Origin of the sequence: Flavobacterium sp. ZE23DGlu08 (genome assembly GCF_030505335.1) — a bacterium.
In the GTDB taxonomy this organism is placed as follows: domain Bacteria; phylum Bacteroidota; class Bacteroidia; order Flavobacteriales; family Flavobacteriaceae; genus Flavobacterium; species Flavobacterium algoritolerans.
The window spans coordinates 750,743-774,303 of sequence record NZ_CP130045.1; the positions used below are offsets into that span (position 1 = coordinate 750,743).

A 23,561-nucleotide genomic window follows, 5' to 3' on the forward strand; every position below is an offset into this window, starting at 1 on the left:
AAATTTATTTTTTTTTAATACGCCTTTGCAAACAACACTCTTCCTACTGAGTTTTCTCCAGTAAAAACACAGCTTCCCGCCTCTTCTACTCTATCCAAAGGAATACATCTGATAGTAGCTTTAGTCAAATCTTTAATCTTCTCTTCCGTTGCTGCAGTTCCATCCCAATGTGCTGATACAAAACCTCCTTTAGTATCTAAAACCTCTTTAAACTCTTCAAAACTGTTTACCTCAGTAATATGCGTATTTCTGTAATTTAATGCTTTTTCGAACAATTCTTTTTGAATTTGCTCTAATAAATCACCGATGTAAGCTGTAATTCCATCTTTAGAAACTACTTCTTTAGTCAATGTATCTCTTCTTGCCACCTCAAAAGTTCCATTTTCTAAATCTTTTGGACCAACTGCAATCCTAACAGGTACTCCTTTTAATTCCCATTCAGCAAATTTAAAACCAGGCTTCTGAGTCGTTCTATCATCAAATTTCACAGAGATGTGTAATTTTCGTAAAGCTGCTGTCAAAACATTTACTTCGGCTGTTATAGCGGCCAATTGCTCGTCTGTTTTGTAAATAGGAACAATCACTACCTGAATAGGTGCTAAACTAGGAGGCAATACCAATCCTTGATCATCTGAATGTGTCATTACTAATGCACCCATCAAACGAGTAGAAACCCCCCAAGAAGTTCCCCAAACATATTCTTGCTTCCCTTCGGCATTTGCAAATTTAACGTCAAAGGCTTTCGCAAAATTCTGACCTAAAAAATGTGATGTTCCAGCTTGTAAAGCTTTTCCATCCTGCATCAAAGCTTCGATACAATAGGTCTCTTCAGCTCCTGCAAAACGTTCGGTTTCAGTTTTCATCCCTTTTATAACTGGAATTGCCATAAAATTCTCGGCAAAATCAGCATACACATTCATCATTTTTTCTGATTCTTCAACTGCTTCTGCTTTTGTAGCATGAGCTGTATGCCCTTCTTGCCATAAAAACTCTGCAGTTCGCAAAAATAACCTGGTTCTCATTTCCCAACGCACTACATTCGCCCATTGATTAATTAATAAAGGTAAATCTCTGTAAGACTGAACCCATCCTTTGTAAGTAGACCAAATAATAGCCTCACTTGTAGGACGAACGATTAATTCCTCTTCTAATTTCGCATTAGGATCAACCATAAGTTTCCCCGGTTTGTCTGGATCGTTTTTTAATCTATAATGAGTCACAATTGCACATTCTTTTGCAAATCCTTCTGCATTTTTCTCTTCAGCCTCAAACATGCTTTTGGGAACAAATAGTGGGAAATAGGCGTTTTGATGACCTGTTTCTTTAAACATTCGATCCAATTCAGCTTGCATTTTTTCCCATATTGCATATCCGTATGGTTTGATAACCATACAACCTCTAACTCCTGAATTTTCGGCTAAATCGGCTTTAACAACCAATTCGTTATACCATTTTGAATAATCTTCTGATCTTGTAGTTAAGTTCTTACTCATATTGAATAATTTGGCACAAATTTTGCATTAATAATTTTAAGTAAATAGTTCAGCAAAACTAACTATTTTTGTAATGTGCAACAATAAAAACTCCATATATATGAAAACTAGTACTCTTTCCTTCCGAAACCCAACAATATATTACTTTGTTGGATTTTTGAGCGTCCTGTTGACATCCTGTGGCTCCTACCAAAACAGTTCTTACTATGATTCTGACGGAATATATGGTAACGCTCCAAGAAGAGCTGTAGAAGTAGAGACGCAAAATGCTCCAAATAATCAATACAAAGACTACTTTGGGTCTTTGCAAAACAACAACCAACCTGTAGAAATTTTTACAGATGTAGACAATTACAATGATTATAATATAGAAAACGACAGTATAGACTACAACAACTATCCTGGATGGGGCAGTAATCCTCAAACTGTAAGCATAAACGTTTATGACAATGGATGGGGAATGAATAATTGGTATGGAAATAACTGGGGTTGGAATACTGGTTATGGATGGGGATGGAACGTTGGTTTTGGATGGAATAATTGGTACGGAAACAATTGGTACGGAAATAATTGGGGTTGGAATAGTTGGTATGGAAACAACTGGGGCTGGAATAACTGGTATGGTAATAATTGGGGATATCCAAATTACTACAATAACAGAGCCTATTCCTACAACGCAAGCAGAAGAGGTTCTTCTTATACTACCAATACAAGTAGCAATAGAAATTACAGTACCCGAAGTTCAGCAAATTACTCTAGAAACCAGAGCAATACCGTTAGTCGCAGAACTAATTCAAATTACAGAGGAAATACGAATACTGATTTCAGAAGAAGTACTACAAACGGATTCAATAGAACTAGTCCAACATTTTCAAGAAATCAAAACAATTCCAACAGTACACCTAGCAGAAGATCAAATACAAGTAGCACACGTAGTGAAAACAACTCTCCTGCAAGATCATATACTCCAAGTTCAAGAAACGATAACAATTCCAGATCATACACTCCTAGCTCAAATAGTTCGGGAAATTCTGGTGGTGGCGGTAGATCATCTGGCGGTGGCGGAAGAGGTGGCAGAGGATAATAATTCTTTCTACACCTTCCTATTTTGATATTAAATTAAAACCTACGAATTAAAAATGAAAAAATATATATTTTTATTAGCTTTAGGCTTCACTGCAAGCGTTGCACAATCACAAGAAATATCAGATGCCATGCATTACGCACAGGACAACCTGAACGGAACAGCTCGTTTTAGAGCAATGGGTGGTGCTTTTGGAGCTCTTGGCGGGGATTTATCCTCTCTAAATGTAAATCCTGCAGGTTCTGCAGTGTTTACAAACAACCAAATGACTCTTACCTTAAGTAATTTTGATACAAAAAATAAATCCAATTATTTTGGCAGCACAACAAGCGAGAAAAACAATTCCTTTGATTTGAATCAAGCGGGTGCTGTTTTTGTTTTTAATAACAAAAACCCAAACAGCAATTGGAAAAAGATTTCATTGGGTGTTAATTACGAAAACATTAAAAATTTTGACAATGGCTTTTTCTCTGCCGGAACCAACCCAAACAATTCTATAGGCGATTATTTTTTAAGTTATGCCAACAATTCTAATAATGGAGCTCCAGTACCTCAAGAATTTGTAAATACAAATCCCGGAGAATCTATATCTGATTTATATTCGTTTTTAGGAAGCAATCTCCCTAATAATCAGTATCCAAATTTAAATGGATTTGCAGCGCAACAAGCATTTTTAGGCTACCAAGGTTTTATTATTGATGCAGTTGACGAAACTAATAATAATTCCCCTTACATATCAAATGTTCCTAATGGAGGTGATTATTACCAAGAAAACTCTATTTACAGCACTGGATATAACGGAAAATTATCTTTTAATGCTGCGACATCATATAATGACAAACTGTATATTGGACTTAATTTGAACTCTCATTTTACAGACTTTCACAAGTCATCTACTTTTTTCGAAGAGAATAATGCCCCATTAACAAATGATTATACAGTAACTCGATTGAGTTTTGAGAATGACTTATACACTTACGGAACAGGATTCTCTTTTCAATTGGGTGCAATCGCAAAGGTTTCTGATGAAATTCGTTTAGGTCTGGCTTACGAATCATCAACCTGGTATAAATTAAATGATGAGTTATCGCAAAGACTATTTGCAGTAAGCAGCGCAACAAATGCTGACGACACCAATGATGTTGTAAATCCACAAATCGTTAATATTTACGAGCCTTATAAACTACAAACTCCAAGCAAACTAACCGGAAGTTTTGCTTATGTTTTTGGAAAATCTGGTTTAATAAGTGTTGATTACGCTATTAAGGATTATAGTAATACTAAATTCAAACCTGAAAATGATCCTTATTTTAATGATTTAAACAACGATATGAATTCAATCTTAGATACAACAGGCGAACTACGAATAGGTGCTGAATATAAAATTGATGCTTTGAGTCTAAGAGCAGGATATCGTTACGAACAAAGTCCTTACAAAAACTCCGTAACAATAGGAGATTTAACTGGATATTCAGCAGGTTTAGGATACAGTTTTGGTTCTACCAAAGTAGATTTAGCCTATTCATACGCCAAAAGAAACTCACAACAAGCATTTTTCAATCAAGGATTTACAGATGGTGCCAGTATTGAGGCGATAAACAACAATGTTTCAGTAACATTATTATTTGAATTGTAATCAATCTGAAAAATAAAATTTAAAATCCGTTTCGTTATCATGGAACGGATTTTTTTTTAGCCCTGATGGTCCCGAAGCGTCGGGAGAAATCCTCCCGTTTTTTCGGGACCAGCAGGAATAGCTCCATAAAAAACACAAAGATTTATGGTCCTAAAAATAAAAATTGTAATTTTGCAAAATTCCCAAATTATCGGGATTCTAATGTTATGAGAACTAAGTCGTTAAAAAAGAATAAAATCAACGTAATCACTCTTGGGTGTTCGAAAAATGTGTATGACAGTGAAGTGCTAATGGGACAACTTCGCGCAAGCGGAAAGGACGTTACGCACGAAGCTCCGGAAGCTGAAGAGGGAAATATTATTGTAATAAATACTTGTGGATTTATTGATAATGCTAAAGCAGAATCAGTAAATATGATTTTGGAATATGCTGACAAGAAAGAAAGAGGATTGGTCGATAAAGTATTCGTTACAGGATGTTTATCTGAACGTTACAGACCCGATTTAGAAAAAGAGATACCAAATGTAGATCAGTTTTTTGGCACTACAGAATTACCACAATTATTGAAAGCTTTAGGAGCGGATTATAAGCATGAATTATTAGGGGAACGATTGACTACGACTCCAAAAAATTATGCCTATTTAAAAATTTCAGAAGGTTGCGACAGACCGTGCAGTTTTTGTGCGATTCCGTTAATGCGAGGAAAAAACGTTTCACAAACTATTGAAAAACTAGTTAAAGAAGCGGAAGGATTAGCTAAAAACGGCGTAAAAGAATTGATCTTGATTGCTCAGGATTTAACGTATTACGGTTTAGACCTTTACAAAAAAAGAGCACTGGGAGAATTATTAGAAGCATTAGTAAAAGTAGAAGGAATTGAGTGGATTCGTCTGCATTACGCCTTCCCTACCGGTTTCCCAATGGATGTTCTGGAAATCATGAAGCGCGAGCCTAAAATTTGTAATTATATTGATATTCCGTTGCAACACATTTCAGATTCTATCTTGAAATCAATGCGTCGTGGAACAACTCAAGCAAAAACAACAAAATTATTGAAAGATTTCCGCGCTGCAGTTCCCGGAATGGCTATTCGTACTACTTTGATTGTAGGATATCCTGGAGAAACACAAGAGGATTTCAATATATTAAAAGATTTTGTTCAAGAAATGAAGTTTGACAGAATGGGTTGTTTTGCTTATTCTCACGAAGAAAATACGCATGCTTACGCACTGGAGGATGATGTTCCAGATACCGTAAAACAAGAACGCGCAAACGAAATCATGGAATTACAATCGCAAATTTCCTGGGATTTAAACCAAGAGAAAGTAGGACAAACATTCAAATGTATCATTGACAGAAAAGAAGGTGGACATTTTGTAGGAAGAACTGAATTTGACAGCCCTGATGTAGATAATGAAGTCTTGATTGACGCATCAAAACATTATGTAAAAACGGGTGAGTTTGTAATGATAAAAATTATTGAAGCAACAGAATTTGATTTATACGGAGAACCAGCATAATTTTCTTAAGACGATTTTAATCCATTTTAAAAACTAAATATGAAATCATTTCAATCACTATTAATCATCGCATTTGTATTATTATCGACAAATATAATTTCTGCGCAATACGGTAATGGCGGATATGGAAACGGTTACGGTAATGGTTATGGAAGTAATCGTAGAATGAACAGTGCAATGGATCAATCCAGAACTCAAGACAAACCAAAAGAAATTCCTGTTGAAGTAACGGTTGGAAAAATCATGAAGCGAATACAACCGGAACTTATTCTGGACGAACTTCAGGTAATTGCAATCTCAAATATTTTGACCGAAAGCATAAAAACTCAAGGCATGCTTATAAAAGCAGAAGTTAGCCAAGATGAAAAAATAAAAAACATAACAGTTCTTTCAGAAACTACTGATAGAAAAATAATGGAATTATTAAACAAAGACCAAAAGGAGAAATATACAGCTATGAATGAAGAAGCTAAAAATCCTAAAAAATCGAAATCTAAAAAGAAATCTAATTAATCGATTTTTAGTCTGTTGCTAAATGAAAACCTACATGAGAAAAATTTTTTATTACCTTATTTTGGCAGTTATTGCTGCATCCTGCTCAACAAATCCTTATAAAAAGAGTGAAAAAATTTATGACTCTAAACTCAAAACATTAAAAGAGACTATTTCTAATAAAGATCCGCAGCCATTACCTGTTATTCCTCATGTAGAAATAAACATTGACACACTATACACAAAACAGTTGCACACCTATAAGGATACTCTTTTCAAAATGGGATCAACTCCTTTGCAAAACGGTGTCAATACAGAATGGATAGGAACCGTAAATTTTAATTTAAGAAAGCCGAATTTCATTATTATTCATCATACCGCACAGGATTCATTACAACAAACACTAAAAACATTCACCAAAATAGAATCTCAAGTGAGTTCGCATTATCTAATTTCGGATGACGGTAAAGTGGTTCAAATGTTGAATGATTATTTAAGAGCCTGGCATGCAGGTGCTGGTACTTGGGGAAAAAATACAGATATTAATTCTACATCAATAGGAATTGAACTAGACAATAATGGATCTGAAGTTTTTTCTGAATTACAAATCAACAGCTTACTGGCGCTTTTGACGAAGCTAAAAAAAGATTACAATATTCCTGCTCAAAACATTATTGGTCACGCAGATATTGCACCAACCAGAAAAAAAGATCCCAGCCAATTGTTTCCTTGGAAAATATTAGCAGACAAAGGTTTTGGTATTTGGTCAGATGAGTTTTTAGAAACCGCTCCTATTAATTTCAATATAGAACAAGGATTGCGAATTATAGGATATGACACAAAAAATTTACCCGCCGCAATAACTGCTTTTAAACTACATTATATTCAAACAGAAGTCAATGAAATATTAGATGAAAAAACAATAAACACTATTTATTCCATTTACAAAAAACAGTAAATAGTTTATATTATGCAAACACCTATAAAAACGGTTTTTTGAATCATTCAAAGAACCGTTTTTTATTTAAATACATTTTCAAATCTTCTCGTAGTTTATCCTAATGTAGACTTCTTTTACTTTAAAAAGCTAAACAAACAGGCTGTCAAACACCCGAAAGCATCTTGGAACAAAAAATAGCAACTCAATACAAGATGAACAAGTTGTTGCAAGTAATACATAAACCCTTAAAGTTTTTATGACTGCATAACAAATCCAACTGTAATATCTAAACAAAAAAAAAGCTGCCAAAATACTTAAAAGCATCTTGACAGCTAAAAAAAAAATATTATTTCAATACTAGAATGAGTATGTTGTTGCAAGTAATGCATAAGCTGTTAAACCTTTTGGCGCAGCATCACTGTTTGTAAAGATATCTTCTGAAGCTGTGTCAACACGGAATTCAGGAATAATAGTCAAGTTTCCTACTTTATAGTTTAGTGATAAAGTATTACCTACAACACTAGTTCCAGCAAGTGAACCAAGTCCAGCAGTTGCATCTTTAGCATCCAAATACTCTAATCTGTAAGCTAAACTTAATGATTCTTTCAATGCGAAATTTGCATATCCTACTAAAGCAAACCACTCACCATCTAATGTACTATCAAAGTCATTGTTAGTCATTGCATAAGTACCGTTGAATCCTAAAGAGAATGAATCACTCACTTTCTTTGAACCTACAAAATCAAATTGTGTTTTGTTCTCATCAGAAGAAGGATTACTACTTCCAGAAGTAACATTGAAATATGCACTTCCAGTATCACCAACATAGCCTAATTGACCTATGAACGTTTTTTGGCTTGAACCTGCTTCAATTGTTGTTTTAAAATCTGTTGGATTTGAAACTCCAGCCATGAAGCTGAATTTTCCAGAAGTATATTGTGCTTTTACCCCAGTATTAAAGAATGGACCGTAAGTAAATGCATAAGACATACTGTAGTTTTTATTATCTACTGCATCTAGAAGTTCATATCCTACATGGGTTCCAAAACTACCTGCAGTAACTTTAAATTTATCTGAAAATTCATAAGTGAAATTCAATTGTTTGATCATGAAAGTTGAAGCGGCATCATTATAAGTAAATTGAGCAGCTCTGTTTCCAAACCCCAAATCAACAAAAACAGATGCTTTCCCCATTTTATGAGATGCTTCGATGGAAGCCATCCCTAATTCAAATGAATTGTGAGAATTTGTAAAACTGGTCAAACTGTTGTCTACACCAGAAAAATCATATTTATAATATGCATCAGCAGATCCTGCAAAAGTAGTTGAAGGTGCAACTGGAGCGTCTTGTGCGAAAGTTAAACTTGTTGTTAGCATTAATGCTAAAATAGCTAGGTTTTTTTTCATCTTTAATTGGTTTTAATTAGTAATCTAGTTTGGTTATTATTTTGGTCTTAGTTTATACGGTTTAAAAAATTCTAGTACTTATAATCCAGAAAACTGCTTTGAAATGCACTTTTTTTAATGTGAAATTTTCTTGTTTCTGAAGCGAATTTATTAACTTTTATTTCACTTGAATTACTATTTGGCACTTTTTTGCCTTGTTTTGAGAAGAATTATTAATAACGAAAAATCAACAAAAAACAATAGATATTCCGTATTTTAAAGCATCAATTTTAAAAATTTAATAATCAGTTTTTAAGCACATACCCCTATTTTTTTGAATTATAAACCATATATAAATCTTAAAAATCATTTTTTACAGACATTTTTGCGTGAAATAAAATCAAACCCCTATAAAAAAACACACATTAAAATAAATAATCAATTTTAAGGATAGAGACTTGATGTGCTGATTTTTTTATACAAAGACATCTATATATAAAATTTTCATCGTTAGAAACACAATTTAGACTACATTGAAAAAGCGGCTAAATCAAAAGTGATAAAAAACTAAATCACCCTATTATTAACACTAATTTTATGAAAATTTTAATTGTGAACAGATTCCTTTTTTAGTACTTTTAAACCATGTTTCGTTTAGCACTTAAAATTTCCGTTTTACTTGTATTCCTCACTTTTTCCCTTATTTGGGTAAGTGATAAACTTTCAATACTTATTCATGAGAAGCAATATGATTTTTATGAACTAGCCGAAAATAACACCGAAGAAAACAATTTTGAGAGTAAGCTAAAACTACTGTTCATGGATTCAATTGAACTTTTTAATTGTTTCGAATATTACTCTTTTAATAAAGCCCGAATTAACTCTTTCGATTTATTTGTAGTCAAAGAGTTTGCTTTAAAAAATTTCACTCCTCCGCCAGAGATAGTTTAATCCCTATTTTTTACTAAAAAAACATTATTAATATATGTCCCAATTTAAAAATGGGAACATACACCTTTACTATTATCTAAACACATGAAAAATTTATTTATAGCGTTCACTATTTTATTTACAACTTCATTAATTGCACAAACCCATCAAATTATCAAACATGATGGCGAAACGATGGATATAAACTTTATTAAAACAGCAAATAATTTAGTTTACTATACGTTACCTCAAAGCGTCGAAGAAAAGACAATAAGTCAATACGCGGTAGCACAATTGAATGAAAAGTCAAAAAGTGATTCTAAAATCATATCTGAAAAAATTCAACTAAATGGAAAATCAGATTATAAAAAAGTTGTTGTATTAAAAAAACATCAAACCATCGGATTGAAAGAATCTGGGATAATTACAAGTTTTTACGGAGGAACGAAAGGAGAATCTCCTTTATCGTTTTCTGATAACGGTGAAAAACGATTAAAACAAAATGCCGCGCTTAAAGGGTCTGCATTTATTGTGATTCTTTCCAATAAACCAAAAGATTTAAAAGCAGCTATTTACACCTATTAGTAAGTTTAAATCAAGTAATGAATTGACAACTTGATACTTTTATAAATAGGAATCGAGTGAATAAAAAAATCGAGAACAGATTTGTTATAAATACAATTCCTGTTCTCGATTCTTTACTTATAATATGCACTAAATACTATTATTCTATAATCAATGACTTCATATTCATAAATTCTTTGATTCCTATTGCACCTAATTCTCTGCCATAACCTGATTTTTTTATGCCTCCAAAAGGAACCCTGGAATCAGATCGCACTAATGAATTCACAAACACATTTCCCGCTTCAATTCTCCTTGCCAGTCTATATGCATTTTCTCGATCTTCTGTCCAAATTGCAGAAGCCAATCCATATCTATGATTATTGGCAATAGTTATAGCATCATTCTCATCTTTAGCTCTAATAACAGTTGCTAATGGTCCAAAAGTTTCTTCCTTAAATGCAATATTATTTGAATCAACAAAATCTATTAGCGTAGGTTGAAAATTACAATCTTCGCGCTCCCCGCCTACTATTAATTTAGCACCTTGCTGCAATGATTTTTCCAATTGATTTGCTAATTTCTCCGCTAAATCAAGCCGAGCCAGCGGCCCCATATTAATTCCTTGCTGTAATGGATTTCCTTGTTGCAATGATTTTATTTTTTGGGTGAAAAGCGCTGTAAATTGATCCGCTACTTTCTCTGTAACAATAAATCGTTTGGCACAAATGCAAGCCTGACCTGCATTTAGCATTCTTGATTGTGTGGCAACCGTAGCTGCCTTTTCAAGATTTGCATCATTCAAAACTATAAATGCATCTGAACCTCCCAATTCCATGACTGATTTTTTGATATGTTTTCCTGCCAATGAAGCCACAGATGATCCCGCCATTTCACTTCCGGTCAAAGTAACTCCATGCACAATATCCGCCGCAATTACACTTTCGACCTGAGGAATATCAATCGTAATTTGTTGAAAAACACCTTCAGGAAAACCAGCTTCTAAAAAAGTATTTTCAATAGCTTTGGCACAACCAATAACGTTTGGCGCATGTTTCAAAAGTGTCACATTGCCCGCCATAATTGCCGGAGCAGCATAACGTAACACTTGCCAAAAAGGATAATTCCAAGGCATTATTGCAAAAACAGCTCCCATTGGATCATAAACCGACATGCTTTTGAAAGGAGTATCATAATATTCATCTTTCAGCATTTTTTCAGCATTTTCGGCATAGAAGTCACAGTTACCAGCTGATTTTTCTACTTCAGATATACTTTCTGATAGTACTTTACCCATCTCATTGGTAATCAATAAACCGAGCTCCTCTTTCTTTTCTCTAAGAATGTTAGCTAGCTTTTTCATCCTATCTGCTCTTTGCTCAAATGTGGTTTGCTTCCAATTTTTAAATGCGCGTTCTGATAATTGCAATTTTTGATTCAATTGCGCATTTGTCAATACTTCGTGTTCGGCTATAATTAGTTGTGAAAACGGATTTATCGATTTAAAAACCATGTGTTTGTAATTTAAATTCTTTGAAATATAAGTTTTGGAAAATTAAGCAGCAGTTTAAAATCATTTCAAACATTGATTAACGATTCATGCATGCTTAGTCATGTTTTAAATCTAGTAAAATTACAGCTATAAATGGGTGGAAAAGTTTAAAAATTGCAAGAATGAAAGAAGTCAGATTCTAAAAATTTCAAGAAACTTTAGAAATCAGTAAAGAGAGCACAATCAAAAGTATTCAATTAAATACCCTAAACTTTATTTATTGATTCCCATAAAAACAGTATCCAGCAGCTCGAATACTTTTTCTTTATCCAATGGTTTTGTGATACAGTCCGTAAAACCAAATTGCATCATTTTTTCTCTATCTTCAAATGAGGAATAAGCGGTTTGGGCTACGACAGGAAGTTCTGGTTTTATTACTTTTATTTTTTCGAAAGCTTGATAGCCATCCAAAATAGGCATTTTTATATCCATAAACACCAAAGTAATGTTTGGATTCTCTGTACAAACATCTACTGCTTCTTGTCCGTTTTTAGCTCTTAGAACTGTATGATTTTTTGATTCAATAATTTTTCTCAACAGCAGGAAATTAATGGTATCATCTTCTGCAACTAAAATAATTTCATTGTCATAATTCCTGTAAAAAGATTTTACTTTTTTTGGTTTTATAGCTTTTATCGTTCGATCAAATTTTAATGGTATCGAAAATGAAAAAACGGAACCCTGTCCAATTGTGGATTTTACCTTTATTTCTCCACCTAACATTTCTACATAAGCTTTTGTAATTGACAAACCCAATCCTAGTCCAGATAATTCAACCGATCCATCGCCCTCAATTCTTCTAAATCTATCAAAAATTACTTTTAAATAACTTTCGCTGATTCCCATTCCTGAATCTTCAATCTTAAATTCTAAAACTTCTTTTTCTTTGTTTATTGAATATCCAAAAGCCACAAAACCTCTATCGGTAAACTTTAACGCATTAGTAATTAAATTAACTATAATCTGTTTCAGTTTTGTTTCATCCGTTAGAATATCCCCCTGAAGTTTCTCCGGATTTTCAAGAATATAAAATTGAATTTCTTTGTCTTTAGGAATCGTGACTTTTATGGAATCATACAATTCTGTAATGCACTTTTCTATATCTAATCCCTTATAATTAGGCATGATTTGCCTTGCATCAATTTTAGACATTTCGATAAGGTCTTCGATAATTGAAACCAGGTTACCACCACTATTTTTTATAATTTTCAAATATTCTAATCTCTCCTCTTCTTCTAATTTTGCATCATGAAGTAAATCACTGAATCCCATTATGGCATTCATGGGTGTTCTGATTTCATGCGATAAATTTGCCAAAAAAGATGATTTTAACGTATCGCTTTCTTCTGCTTTTTGCTTGGAAATTTCTAATTGTTTCCGCTGGTTGCTGTTTTCTTCAAATAGGTTTCCAATGTATCCAAATTCTCCATCAGATCTTTTTAAGCTATTTATGGAACTTATATTTCCCGTTTCAAGAATGCTTTTAATTAGCTTTAATGGATTATAAACCCATCGTTTCGTGTAATAAACATAAACAAAAATGTTAATCAAGGAAACCAGAACAACAATAAAAAGAATCTCTTTTGTGTTCGTATAATTTAAATTGAAAGGTCTTTTAAAAAGCAATCTGGCTACAACTTCTTTTTTCCAATCTTTTAAATCTAAACCTACAATAACAAAATCATCTTCATTTGCAATTACATAATCGCTTGAAACTAAATTAACTTTTGAGCTACTTATGTTCCCTAAAGCACTCATAAATGATTCGTCTAAAAGTCTGGCCATAAAAAAATAACCGGAAGGCTTCGTTTTATTCTTTTTAGGATCATTTGAAGGGTGAATTGTAGCTCCAAAAACCTCAACAATACCTTCTGGAATTTTTATATAAAATCTTTTAAGTTTAGATTTATAAAGCACTGACATCATCTCTTTTGGGATAAAATCAAAGTTTTTAATCTTAGAAGAAACTGTCTTATTGATTAGTTTTTGATCTAAACCATAAATACCAATGTAATCAGCTTCATACGATTCAAATTCCCTTAAAATATATTTATTATACCACTTTTCGTCTTTTGTATTTGTAAAATGGACTAACTCGTCCCAGTAGGTAACATCAATAATAGTGGCTGTAGGCGTTTTGGAATTAAGTCTAAACAAAGACTTCACTTCTTTATCGTATTGATTATAAGTGATTTTGTAAAAATGACTTTCTTCTTGAACAGTATAAAGATAAAGCGAGATGTAAATTAGAAAAAAGAAAATACTTGTCGAAATTATCAACAATAGTAGTTTAGAATACGTATTTAAATTAATCAATCTCTTCATGGAATACACTCAAATATAAAAGAAAAACCAAAACACAGTTTCCGTTTTTGTAAGATATATCACTTTTTTTCTTTGGCGCAAGTTAATCTTTTTTATCATAAAAAAAAACTCCATCGATTTAAGCCAATGGAGTCCATTGCAATAAAGGTTTATTTATCAACGATATACTTTTACAAAAACCATCAAACCTTGATTTCTGGCTCTACAAAATATTTATTTTCACTTTTCGTTCAAACTTTTCTAACTATCTCAAAATATTCTCAATCTCCAATAATTCGGCTGTAGAGAAAACCAGATTTTGTAAACTGTCAATATTATTTTTTAATTGACCAACAGAACTTGCACCTATCAAAACAGAAGTAATTCGGTTATCTTTTAACAGCCAAGCTAAAGCCATTTGTGCCAATGATTGATTTCTTTGTTGTGCAATAGCATTCAGTTGAATGATTTTTTGGATTCTTTCCTCTGAAACTTCATCTGTTTTTAAATGACCATTTGGATTAAAAGCTCTTGAATTTTCTGGAATCCCTTTCAAGTATTTATCCGTTAAAAGTCCTTGAGCCAAAGGTGAGAAAGCAATACAACCCACTCCCTTTTCTTCGAGAACATCTAGTAATCCCGCTTCAGGCTCTCGCACAAACATCGAATATTTTACTTGATGAATCAAGCAAGGCGTTCCCAATCGTTTCAAGATTTCAGTAGCCTCCTTAGTTTGTTCTGCATTATAATTCGAAATCCCTGCATACAATGCTTTTCCGCTTCGCACGGCATAATCCAAAGCCATCATGGTTTCCTCCAAAGGTGTTTCAGGATCAAAACGATGCGAATAAAAAATATCTACATATTCCAGATTCATGCGCTTCAAACTCTGGTCTAAACTCGACAACAAATATTTACGGGAACCCCAGTCGCCATATGGACCATCCCACATAGTGTAACCGGCTTTCGTCGTAATCACGATTTCATCACGTAGGTTTCCTTGAAAATTATTCTTTAGGATTTTTCCAAAATTAGTTTCTGCTGAACCCGGAACCGGACCGTAATTATTAGCCAAATCAAAATGGGTAATTCCTTCATCAAAAGCTGCTTTGACAATGTTCTCTCCATTTTCAAAACTATCCACTGAACCGAAGTTATGCCATAATCCCAAAGAAATTTGTGGCAGTAACAAACCACTTTTTCCACATCTGTTGTATTTCATTTAGTTGTTTTTTAATCTAGTTCTAGTTTAATTTTTTTAGTCAGCTGCGAAAGATACAAAATGTCAAATTATACTAAAAAAAACACCTACCGGTTTTTTAAACTTTAAATACAAACTACAATAAATCAAAAAACCACCTTCATCAGGTGGTTTTTTGATTCTTATAAAATACTATAAAGGAATATTTCCGTGTTTTCTATTCGGAGTCACACTAACTTTATTTTCGAGCATACTAAATGCTTTTATCAGTTTGCGTCTGGTGTCTTGCGGTAAGATTACCTCATCTACAAAACCACGTTGTGCTGCTGTGTACGGATTCGCAAACAAATCGGCATATTCCGCTTCTTTTTCCAAGAGTTTTGCTTCATGGTCTTCGGCTTCGTTGATTTCTTTCTTGAAGATAATTTCAGAGGCTCCTTTGGCTCCCATCACCGCAATTTCGGCAGTTGGCCAAGCAAAATTCATGTCGGCACCAATGTGTTTCGAGTTCATTACATCATACGCACCTCCATAAGCTTTACGTGTAATTACGGTTACTCTCGGCACAGTTGCTTCGCTTAAAGCATACAATAATTTCGCACCGTGAACAATGATTCCGTTCCACTCTTGATCGGTTCCCGGTAAAAATCCCGGTACATCTACCAAAACCAATAACGGAATATTAAAACAATCGCAAAAACGAGTAAATCGCGCCGCTTTTTTCGAACTGTTTACATCCAGACAACCCGCTAAAATCATCGGTTGATTCGCTATAATCCCAATGCTTTTTCCTCCCAATCGGGCAAAGCCTACAAGGATATTTTCGGCATAATTTTTATGAATTTCAAAAAACGAATCTTCGTCAATAATTCCACCAATCACCTCGTGCATGTCATACGGTTTATTGGGATTATCGGGAATTATCGTTGCTAATTTGGTTCGAACTTCATCATTTAGTTCGTAAGGTAAATTGTGTGCTTTTTCTTTATTGCTTTGTGGCAAATAACTCAACAAGCGTTTCAAATCTTCCAGACATTCCACATCATTGGTCGAGGTACAATGCGCCACACCAGATTTAGTAGAATGCGTGCTCGCACCACCCAATTCCTCCGAAGTTACCGTTTCATTGGTTACGGTTTTTACCACATTCGGACCAGTAACGAACATATAACTGGTATCTTCAACCATCATCGTAAAATCAGTCATGGCTGGAGAATACACGGCTCCACCAGCACAAGGCCCCATGATAGCAGAGATTTGTGGAATTACTCCCGAAGCTTGTACGTTTCTATAAAAAATATCGGCATAACCGCCCAAAGAACGAACACCTTCCTGAATACGTGCTCCACCAGAATCATTCAATCCAATCATTGGCGCACCCATTTTGACTGCCATATCCATAATTTTACAGATTTTCTCAGCATGGGTTTCGGATAATGAACCACCAAAAACCGTAAAATCCTGTGCAAAAATATAAACCAATCGCCCGTTTATGGTTCCGTATCCTGTAATAACTCCATCGCCATAATACATTTCAGTTTCCATTCCAAAATCAGTTGTACGGTGGGTTACCAGCATCCCAATTTCTTCAAATGAACCTTCATCCATCAAATAATTAACACGCTCTCTTGCCGTTAGCTTTTTATTCGAATGTTGTTTTGCTATTCTATTTTTACCTCCACCTAAATGAGCTTCGGCAATTTTATCGTTTAATGTACTTATTTTGTCTTTCATACTATTCTTTTTTTAACCGCTAATTCGCTGATTTTATTTAAAACCATTATTTTAATGTAGTAAGCGTACGATTTTTTGATCTTCAAAATACTGTTTCAACGCTACCAAAGCAGCGATTTCAGCTTCTTGCTCCATTTGTTTTTTCAACACATCGGCATTGTAATAGTTTTTTACAAAATGTGTGTCAAATTTTCCGGAACGAAACGCCTCGTGTTCAAAAACAAATTTTCCGAAAGGCAACGTTGTCTGCACACCTTCCACACGATAGTCTTCAATAGCCTTTATCATAATTTGAATAGCCTCTTCACGGGTTTCGCCATAAGTGATTAATTTGGCTAACATTGGATCATAATAAATGGGAATATCCATCCCTTGCTCAAAACCATTATCCACACGAATTCCTTCACCAACAGGTAATTGATATACGTCCAAATGCCCTACACTCGGCAAGAAATCATTCATCGGATCTTCAGCATACACACGCAATTCCATCGCGTGTCCTTTTATTCTCAAATCTTCTTGTTTGATTGTCAATGCTTCACCTCTTGCCACTCTTATTTGCAGTTCGACCAAATCGGTTCCAGTAATCAATTCTGTAACGGGATGTTCAACCTGCAAACGCGTGTTCATTTCCAAGAAGTAGAAATTATTATTTTCATCCAATAAAAACTCAACGGTTCCAGCCCCTAAATAATCACAGGATTTAGCCACCAAAACAGCAGCTTCACCCATTTTTTTGCGTAATTCCGGTGTTAAAACGGAAGAAGGTGCTTCTTCAATTACTTTTTGGTGACGACGCTGGATGCTGCATTCTCTTTCGAATAAATACAACACATTACCATGACTGTCAGCCATCACCTGAATTTCGATATGCCTTGGCGAGCCCACATATTTTTCGATAAAAACAGAACCGTCTCCAAAAGCAGCAATTGCTTCACTGATGGCTCGATCCATTTGAGATTCGAAATCAGCTTCACTTTCTACCACACGCATTCCTTTTCCACCACCTCCAGCAGAAGCTTTAATCAGTATAGGAAAACCAACTTCCTTGGCAATGACTTTTGCTTTTTCGACATCAGTAATGGCTTCATCAAAACCGGGAACCATTGGAATATTGTATTGCTTAACGGCATCTTTGGCCGCTAGTTTACTTCCCATGATTTTTATCGCTTTCGACTTTGGACCAATAAAAATAATGTTGTTTTTCTCTGCTTCTTCAGCAAAATCAGCATTCTCACTCAGGAAACCATAACCGGGATGAATGGCGTCTACGTTTAAAGATTTCGCAACCTCTATGATTTTACTTCCCAATAAATAGGATTGACTTGAAGGGGCGTCTCCAATCCAAACGGCTTCATCAGCAAATTTTACGTGCGGTGCATTTCTATCGGCAGTAGAATAAACTGCTACAGTTTTAATGCCCATTTTTTGTGCGGTTTTCATCACCCTGATGGCGATTTCCCCTCTATTGGCAACTAATATTTTTTTCATATTTAATAAGACTAAAAGAATAAAGACCGCTTCGCTGCAAGAGCAAAGAAATATAAATTCTTGGTTCTTTTTATCTTGTATCTTTTATCTCTACTCGAATTCAATTAACAACTGTCCTTTATCCACGGCATCTCCCATCACTACCGAAATAGTTTTGATAACGCCATCTCGCGGGGAAAGAAAACTGTTTTCCATTTTCATGGCACCCAAAATAATCAGGTTGTCATTCTCTTTTACAGTTTGACCTACCACAACACTGATTTCTAAAATCAATCCAGGCATAGGTGCTTTGATAAAATTGACTTGTTTGGTAAGTCCCGTTTCGAATCCCATTTCCTTAATCAAAATATCCAAAGGATTAGAAATGGCAACGGTATACGTGTTGTTGTTTACCTTGACGGTGTAGTTTTTTTGAAGAAAATCAGAAGTGATGATTTCCGCTTGATAAGGAGTGTTTTCGTGTAAGATATGGAACTTATTCGTTTCCACACGAACTGCATCCAGTTGTGAAACACTTTCCTTTTCCAAATCAAAATGAAAAGTGTCGTTTACATTAACTTTATAACCAATACTCATTTGTTTCTATTTTAGAATCGTAAAAATAAGTAAAAGAAAACGTTTTCGTAAAGCTAAAATTAAGTTTTATGCTAAATAGGTATAGTTTAGGTAGAAAAATTTATAACACTAATAATCCAAATTCTCTAAGAGTTTTAATTGGTTTGGAGTACCAAAACAATTCGAAGTCCTCCAGATGTGATTCGAAATCAGCTTTAACTTCTTGATAATTATAAATTTTAGCATTCGAAACAGAGATTTTCTGTAACATTTCTACCAACCATTCCCCTTCCTTTTTATTCGTTTGAATACTGAAACTTTCTTTTTTATCATGGAAAGTCAAAGTCATCATTTCCCAAGAATTCCCTTTTTTGGATTTGGTAAAATGTTCTGTAAATGGCTTCCCGCCTAACCAAACGATTTTTGCTGTAGGCTTGATGTTGAAATCATCGTCTTCTTGCAAAGCGTCAAAAATAAAATCAGGGGAAATTTTAGTTTTTGGAATTTTAAACTCAAACCAATCCTGCAACTCATAATCAAAACAGATTCCGTGCATAAAATTGAATAAGGATTTCTTGAGTCCAAAACTGAACTTATCATGATCGATTCCTGTGGAATCGGTATAATTAATATCGTTATTGGCGAAAGCTCCAATCGCTTCGGTTTCTTTTATCACACCGAATTTCTCTGGATACAAGCCAACAGGACTATGCGCGGTCATCGCAAACTGATGCCAAAATCCGGATTGTAATACACCTACTTCAAATAATTGACGAACCATTTCCAGACTGTCCACGGTTTCCTGAATGGTTTGCGTAGGGTAACCATACATCAAATAGGCATGAACCATAACGCCAGCTTCGGTGAAATTTCGGGTGACTTTCGCCACTTGTTCGACAGTTACGCCTTTGTCAATCAGTTTTAATAATCTATCGGAAGCCACTTCGAGTCCGCCAGAAACTGCTATACAACCAGATGCTTTTAGAAGTAAACATAAATCTTTAGTAAAACTTTTTTCGAATCGAATGTTCGTCCACCAAGTCACTGCTAATTTTCTGCGAAGGATTTCGAGTGCGAGTGCGCGCATCAAAGCTGGAGGCGCCGCTTCATCAACAAAATGAAATCCGTTCTCGCCCGTTTGAGCAATCATTTCCTCCATTCGGTCGCACAATAAATTGGCCGCAACGGGCTCATATACTTTTATATAATCCAAAGAAATATCACAAAACGTACATTTCCCCCAGTAGCAACCGTGCGCCATAGTGAGTTTATTCCAGCGTCCGTCACTCCACATTCGGTGCATTGGATTCACAATTTCGATAACCGAAATGTATTTATCCAAAAGCAAATCAGAATAATCGGGAGTTCCCACTTGCGATTGTTTGTAATCGTGTTTTAGAGAATTATTTTTATAAACTACTTTCCCCTCTTCCAACAGAAAAGTTCTTTTATAGGAATTGTAATCTTTATTTTCAATATTGGAAATTAACTCTTCAATTGGCATTTCACCGTCATCCAATGTAATGAAATCGAAAAACTCAAACACTCGAGCATCCGAAAGCGAACGCAATTCGGTATTCGGGAAACCACCGCCCATTGAAATTTTAATATTAGGATAATTTTTTTTCACCCATTGGGCGGAACGAAAAGCCGAATATAAATTCCCTGGAAACGGAACCGAAATCAAGAATAATGTAGGTTGAATAGTTTCTATTCTCTCTTTTAGAATCGAAAGAAGTAAATTATCAATGTAGGTTGGTTCTTGTTGCAAGGCTTCATACAATTCGTCAAAAGAATTCGCAGATCGTCCCAAACGTTCTGCATAGCGGCTGAAACCAAAATTAGCATCAACACATTCAACTATAAAATCAGAGATGTCTTCAAGGTACAATGTAGCTAAATGCTTTGCTTTGTCCTGTGTTCCCATAGTTCCAAAAGCCCAATCGAGTTCTTCCAATTGCGCAAATCGGGATGCTTCCGGCAAAAAATCCTCCTGACAAATTTGAAGTGCCAATGTTGGATTTTTTCCTTGAAGGAAAGCAATAACTGGATTGATCGTTTTTAGATATTCATCTTGTAAAGCGAGAATACGTTTAGAATTGTCTGAGATTTCTCCAACTTTAAACTCTAAACTTCCAACGGTAAATAAACTTTGCAAACCTTCTTTCGAAAACAATTTCAAAATCACTTCGATACCCAAATCCGCTTGAACAGACGCAATATTTTTGGTATTCAGAAACCCTTTGATATAAGCAGTTGCCGGATACGGGGTATTCAGTTGGGTAAAAGGAGGCGTAATTAAGAATAATTTGGTTTTCAAAAGAAATAAGTTTTGTGCAAAAATAAGGGATAATTATTGTTTTTCAACAAAAGAAACAACTTGCAGTTATTCGAGTAAAATTGCGTAATTAATCACGTAATTAATTGAATTAAATCTCTCGAAAAACAATGTCATTTCTACATTTTGACACTTACCATTTCAAATATAAAATTCATACAAAAATTAATATCTTTCAAGCTAAAACCCTGATTTTTTATTTACTTTTGTGTACAAAATTCCCACAATGAAGCTTAACCCAACTTGCAGGGTTGAATGACGATAAAAGTTAATTAATTGTTAATTACATCATTTTAACAATCATTTCTGTAAGTTTTTATTTAAAAATTGGTATTTTTTGTATTCAAAACAGGTGTTTTTTAGGTAAATTCCGTTTTGTAGTCCCCAGCAAATCTTGTCTTTAATGGGGATATTTCCGATTTTTACTAAATGTATTTCAAATCTACTTTTCGTCGAAATCCTGAAACAGGCAAAATGGAATCCTACTACCGATTGGTAGAGAGTTTTCGTGATCAAAACGATATTGTTAGAAACAGAACTATTGTAACTGCTGGATTTATAGACCATTTAACGGCTGAGGAATTGAATTATATCCAGAAAAAATTGACTGAAAAACTCAATGGAAAAAACAGCTTGTTTGAAGATGATTTTCAAGAACATCTTTGGGAGTATATTGATGAATTGTATTCCAAAATACTAAAATCAAACAAAATAGATAATTCTCATTCTTCCCAAAAAGACATTCACAGTGTAGATTTGAACACACTAAAACACACTGAAGCACGTGAACTAGGAGGTGAATGGATGAGTTTGCAAACATTGAAGCAACTAAAAATAGACCAGTTTTTATTGGATAAAAATTGGCCGGAAGAACAAGTTCAATTGGCACTCACTCAAATTATAAGCAGAGCCGTTTATCCCGCGAGCGAAAACAGAACCAGTAAATGGATAAAAGAAAATTCGGCTATTTGTGAATTAACCGCTTATCCTATCAAAAAAATAACAAAGGATAAATTATATCAATCTGCCTTAAATTTGTATCAAGTTAAAGATGAGATGGAAAAATATTTGTCTCAAAAGACCAATGAATTATTTGATATTGAAGATAAATTTTATTTGTATGACCTAACCAATACCTATTTTGAAGGTCAGAAAAAGAACAGTGATTTAGCTCAGTACGGACGTAGCAAGGAAAAGCGAACCGATGCCAAACTAGTTGTTTTGGCAGCTGTTGTAAATGTAGAAGGCTTTTTGAAATATTCCAATATCTACCAAGGGAATATGGCCGATTGCAAGACCTTGTCCGATATGATTGATAGCCTTCGTGAGGCTACGAGTGAGTCCACAAAAAAGGCTTTGGTGATTATGGATGCTGGTATTGCCACTGACGAAAACTTGAAATTGGTGACAGAAAAAGGATATGATTATTTATGTGTAAGCCGTACTAAACCCAAAAAATATGCCTTAAAAAATGAAATCCCTACAATAGTTTATGACAAAAAAAATCAGAAAATAGAGCTGAATGAAATTGAAGGTGAAGAACAAAATCAGTGTGTTTTCAAGGTGAAAAGCGACATGAAAGCAATGAAAGAACGTTCAATGAATCGCAAATTTAAAACCCTTTATGAAGACACATTAACCAAACTTGCCAATGGATTAGCCAAAAAATCGGGGATAAAAAAGCAAGAAATTATAAATCAAAAAATAGGGCGATTGCAACAAAAATATCCCTCAATAGCCAAGCATTACCAAATTGATTTATTGGTTGACCAAAAAACGAGCAAGGTAACTTCTATGAAATGGGAGGTCAAAGAAAGTCAAATAAATCAGAAAAAAGAACATGGCGTTTATTTTATAAAAACGTCTCTAAAAGAAAGGGATGAGCAAACAATTTGGAGAATATACAATTGCATACGAGAAATTGAAAGTACTTTTAGAACGTTAAAAACAGACTTGGATTTACGACCTATTTATCATCAGAACGATGAGTCAACTATGGCACATTTAAACCTTGGATTGTTAGCCTATTGGATCGTAAATACGATTAGATATCAACTAAAAGTAAAAAAAATAAATCACGATTGGCAAGAAATTATGAGAATTGCAAATACTCAAAAGTTAGTTACAACAGAGATAAAAGATGTACTTGAAAACACAATCGAAATTAAGAAATGTTCAGAGCCAAGCCCTAAACTAAAGGAAATTTACTTAGCCCTAAACTATAAAAAATGTCCCTTTACCAGGAAAAAATTTGTAGTCCCCAAATCTGAAATCCTAAAACAAGATTTCCTTTTTAAACAAAGGTTTACAAGCTAAAGTCTGCAAGTTGGGTTAAAATCCT

General features: G+C 34.3%; 16 protein-coding genes. 7 read left to right on the plus strand and 9 right to left on the minus strand.

Going from position 1 to position 23,561, the window contains the following annotated elements; genetic code table 11:
* Positions 1-14: 14 nt before the first annotated feature.
* The gene (proS, locus tag Q1W72_RS03310; protein ID WP_302137381.1) at positions 15-1,493 is read right to left on the minus strand and encodes a proline--tRNA ligase; all 1,479 of its coding nucleotides are present in this window, start codon (positions 1,491-1,493) and stop codon (positions 15-17) included.
* Positions 1,494-1,593: 100 nt separating this feature from the next.
* Between proS and Q1W72_RS03315 the strand changes: the two genes are divergently transcribed.
* From Q1W72_RS03315 to Q1W72_RS03335, 5 genes are all read left to right on the plus strand, one after another.
* Positions 1,594-2,577 carry a hypothetical protein gene (locus tag Q1W72_RS03315; protein ID WP_302137382.1) on the plus strand — a complete coding sequence of 328 codons (984 nt, stop codon included), beginning with the start codon at positions 1,594-1,596 and terminating at the stop codon, positions 2,575-2,577.
* A 55-nt stretch (positions 2,578-2,632) separates the two neighbouring features.
* Complete coding sequence (locus Q1W72_RS03320; protein WP_302137383.1) at positions 2,633-4,213, plus strand: OmpP1/FadL family transporter; 1,581 nt, start codon at positions 2,633-2,635, stop codon at positions 4,211-4,213.
* A 206-nt stretch (positions 4,214-4,419) separates the two neighbouring features.
* The gene (gene rimO / locus Q1W72_RS03325) at positions 4,420-5,733 is read left to right on the plus strand and encodes a 30S ribosomal protein S12 methylthiotransferase RimO (protein ID WP_099715919.1); all 1,314 of its coding nucleotides are present in this window, start codon (positions 4,420-4,422) and stop codon (positions 5,731-5,733) included.
* A 39-nt stretch (positions 5,734-5,772) separates the two neighbouring features.
* Positions 5,773-6,246 carry a hypothetical protein gene (locus Q1W72_RS03330; protein WP_302137384.1) on the plus strand — a complete coding sequence of 158 codons (474 nt, stop codon included), beginning with the start codon at positions 5,773-5,775 and terminating at the stop codon, positions 6,244-6,246.
* A 34-nt stretch (positions 6,247-6,280) separates the two neighbouring features.
* Positions 6,281-7,183, plus strand: a complete 903-nt coding sequence (locus tag Q1W72_RS03335; RefSeq protein WP_302137385.1) for an N-acetylmuramoyl-L-alanine amidase — start codon at positions 6,281-6,283, stop codon at positions 7,181-7,183.
* Between the two features lie 339 nt (positions 7,184-7,522).
* Here Q1W72_RS03335 and Q1W72_RS03340 read toward each other — a convergent pair whose 3' ends face one another.
* Complete coding sequence (locus Q1W72_RS03340; protein WP_099715921.1) at positions 7,523-8,572, minus strand: porin; 1,050 nt, start codon at positions 8,570-8,572, stop codon at positions 7,523-7,525.
* Between the two features lie 1,014 nt (positions 8,573-9,586).
* On the opposite strand from Q1W72_RS03340, the gene Q1W72_RS03345 reads away from it, so the two are divergent.
* Positions 9,587-10,066 carry a hypothetical protein gene (locus tag Q1W72_RS03345; RefSeq protein WP_099715923.1) on the plus strand — a complete coding sequence of 160 codons (480 nt, stop codon included), beginning with the start codon at positions 9,587-9,589 and terminating at the stop codon, positions 10,064-10,066.
* 139 nt (positions 10,067-10,205) lie between these two features.
* On the opposite strand, the gene Q1W72_RS03350 is transcribed toward Q1W72_RS03345, so the two are convergent.
* The 7 genes from Q1W72_RS03350 to Q1W72_RS03380 form a co-directional block, all read right to left on the minus strand.
* Complete coding sequence (locus Q1W72_RS03350) at positions 10,206-11,558, minus strand: NAD-dependent succinate-semialdehyde dehydrogenase (protein ID WP_302137386.1); 1,353 nt, start codon at positions 11,556-11,558, stop codon at positions 10,206-10,208.
* A gap of 252 nt (positions 11,559-11,810) precedes the next feature.
* Positions 11,811-13,922, minus strand: coding sequence for an ATP-binding protein (locus Q1W72_RS03355; protein WP_302137387.1), 2,112 nt, complete (start codon positions 13,920-13,922; stop codon positions 11,811-11,813).
* Positions 13,923-14,166: 244 nt separating this feature from the next.
* Positions 14,167-15,123 carry an aldo/keto reductase gene (locus tag Q1W72_RS03360; protein ID WP_302137388.1) on the minus strand — a complete coding sequence of 319 codons (957 nt, stop codon included), beginning with the start codon at positions 15,121-15,123 and terminating at the stop codon, positions 14,167-14,169.
* A gap of 171 nt (positions 15,124-15,294) precedes the next feature.
* Positions 15,295-16,836 carry an acyl-CoA carboxylase subunit beta gene (locus Q1W72_RS03365; RefSeq protein WP_302137389.1) on the minus strand — a complete coding sequence of 514 codons (1,542 nt, stop codon included), beginning with the start codon at positions 16,834-16,836 and terminating at the stop codon, positions 15,295-15,297.
* 51 nt (positions 16,837-16,887) lie between these two features.
* The gene (gene accC, locus Q1W72_RS03370) at positions 16,888-18,327 is read right to left on the minus strand and encodes an acetyl-CoA carboxylase biotin carboxylase subunit (protein WP_302137390.1); all 1,440 of its coding nucleotides are present in this window, start codon (positions 18,325-18,327) and stop codon (positions 16,888-16,890) included.
* A gap of 90 nt (positions 18,328-18,417) precedes the next feature.
* The gene (locus tag Q1W72_RS03375; RefSeq protein WP_099715929.1) at positions 18,418-18,903 is read right to left on the minus strand and encodes an acetyl-CoA carboxylase biotin carboxyl carrier protein subunit; all 486 of its coding nucleotides are present in this window, start codon (positions 18,901-18,903) and stop codon (positions 18,418-18,420) included.
* A 100-nt stretch (positions 18,904-19,003) separates the two neighbouring features.
* On the minus strand, positions 19,004-21,202 hold the full coding sequence (locus tag Q1W72_RS03380; protein ID WP_099715930.1) for a radical SAM protein: 2,199 nt from the start codon (positions 21,200-21,202) through the stop codon (positions 19,004-19,006).
* A 447-nt stretch (positions 21,203-21,649) separates the two neighbouring features.
* Here Q1W72_RS03380 and Q1W72_RS03385 point away from each other — a divergent pair, with 447 nt between their 5' ends.
* Positions 21,650-23,536 (plus strand): IS1634 family transposase, encoded by a 1,887-nt coding sequence (locus Q1W72_RS03385; RefSeq protein ID WP_302134830.1) that lies wholly within the window; start codon positions 21,650-21,652, stop codon positions 23,534-23,536.
* Positions 23,537-23,561: the final 25 nt, after the last annotated feature.

Coding starts and splice junctions, on each gene's coding strand:
- proS (WP_302137381.1), bottom strand. CDS start 1,493: ATGAGTAAGAACTTAACTACAAGATCAGAAGATTATTCAAAATGGTAT.
- Q1W72_RS03315 (WP_302137382.1), top strand. CDS start 1,594: ATGAAAACTAGTACTCTTTCCTTCCGAAACCCAACAATATATTACTTT.
- Q1W72_RS03320 (WP_302137383.1), top strand. CDS start 2,633: ATGAAAAAATATATATTTTTATTAGCTTTAGGCTTCACTGCAAGCGTT.
- rimO (WP_099715919.1), top strand. CDS start 4,420: ATGAGAACTAAGTCGTTAAAAAAGAATAAAATCAACGTAATCACTCTT.
- Q1W72_RS03330 (WP_302137384.1), top strand. CDS start 5,773: ATGAAATCATTTCAATCACTATTAATCATCGCATTTGTATTATTATCG.
- Q1W72_RS03335 (WP_302137385.1), top strand. CDS start 6,281: ATGAGAAAAATTTTTTATTACCTTATTTTGGCAGTTATTGCTGCATCC.
- Q1W72_RS03340 (WP_099715921.1), bottom strand. CDS start 8,572: ATGAAAAAAAACCTAGCTATTTTAGCATTAATGCTAACAACAAGTTTA.
- Q1W72_RS03345 (WP_099715923.1), top strand. CDS start 9,587: ATGAAAAATTTATTTATAGCGTTCACTATTTTATTTACAACTTCATTA.
- Q1W72_RS03350 (WP_302137386.1), bottom strand. CDS start 11,558: ATGGTTTTTAAATCGATAAATCCGTTTTCACAACTAATTATAGCCGAA.
- Q1W72_RS03355 (WP_302137387.1), bottom strand. CDS start 13,922: ATGAAGAGATTGATTAATTTAAATACGTATTCTAAACTACTATTGTTG.
- Q1W72_RS03360 (WP_302137388.1), bottom strand. CDS start 15,123: ATGAAATACAACAGATGTGGAAAAAGTGGTTTGTTACTGCCACAAATT.
- Q1W72_RS03365 (WP_302137389.1), bottom strand. CDS start 16,836: ATGAAAGACAAAATAAGTACATTAAACGATAAAATTGCCGAAGCTCAT.
- accC (WP_302137390.1), bottom strand. CDS start 18,327: ATGAAAAAAATATTAGTTGCCAATAGAGGGGAAATCGCCATCAGGGTG.
- Q1W72_RS03375 (WP_099715929.1), bottom strand. CDS start 18,903: ATGAGTATTGGTTATAAAGTTAATGTAAACGACACTTTTCATTTTGAT.
- Q1W72_RS03385 (WP_302134830.1), top strand. CDS start 21,650: ATGTATTTCAAATCTACTTTTCGTCGAAATCCTGAAACAGGCAAAATG.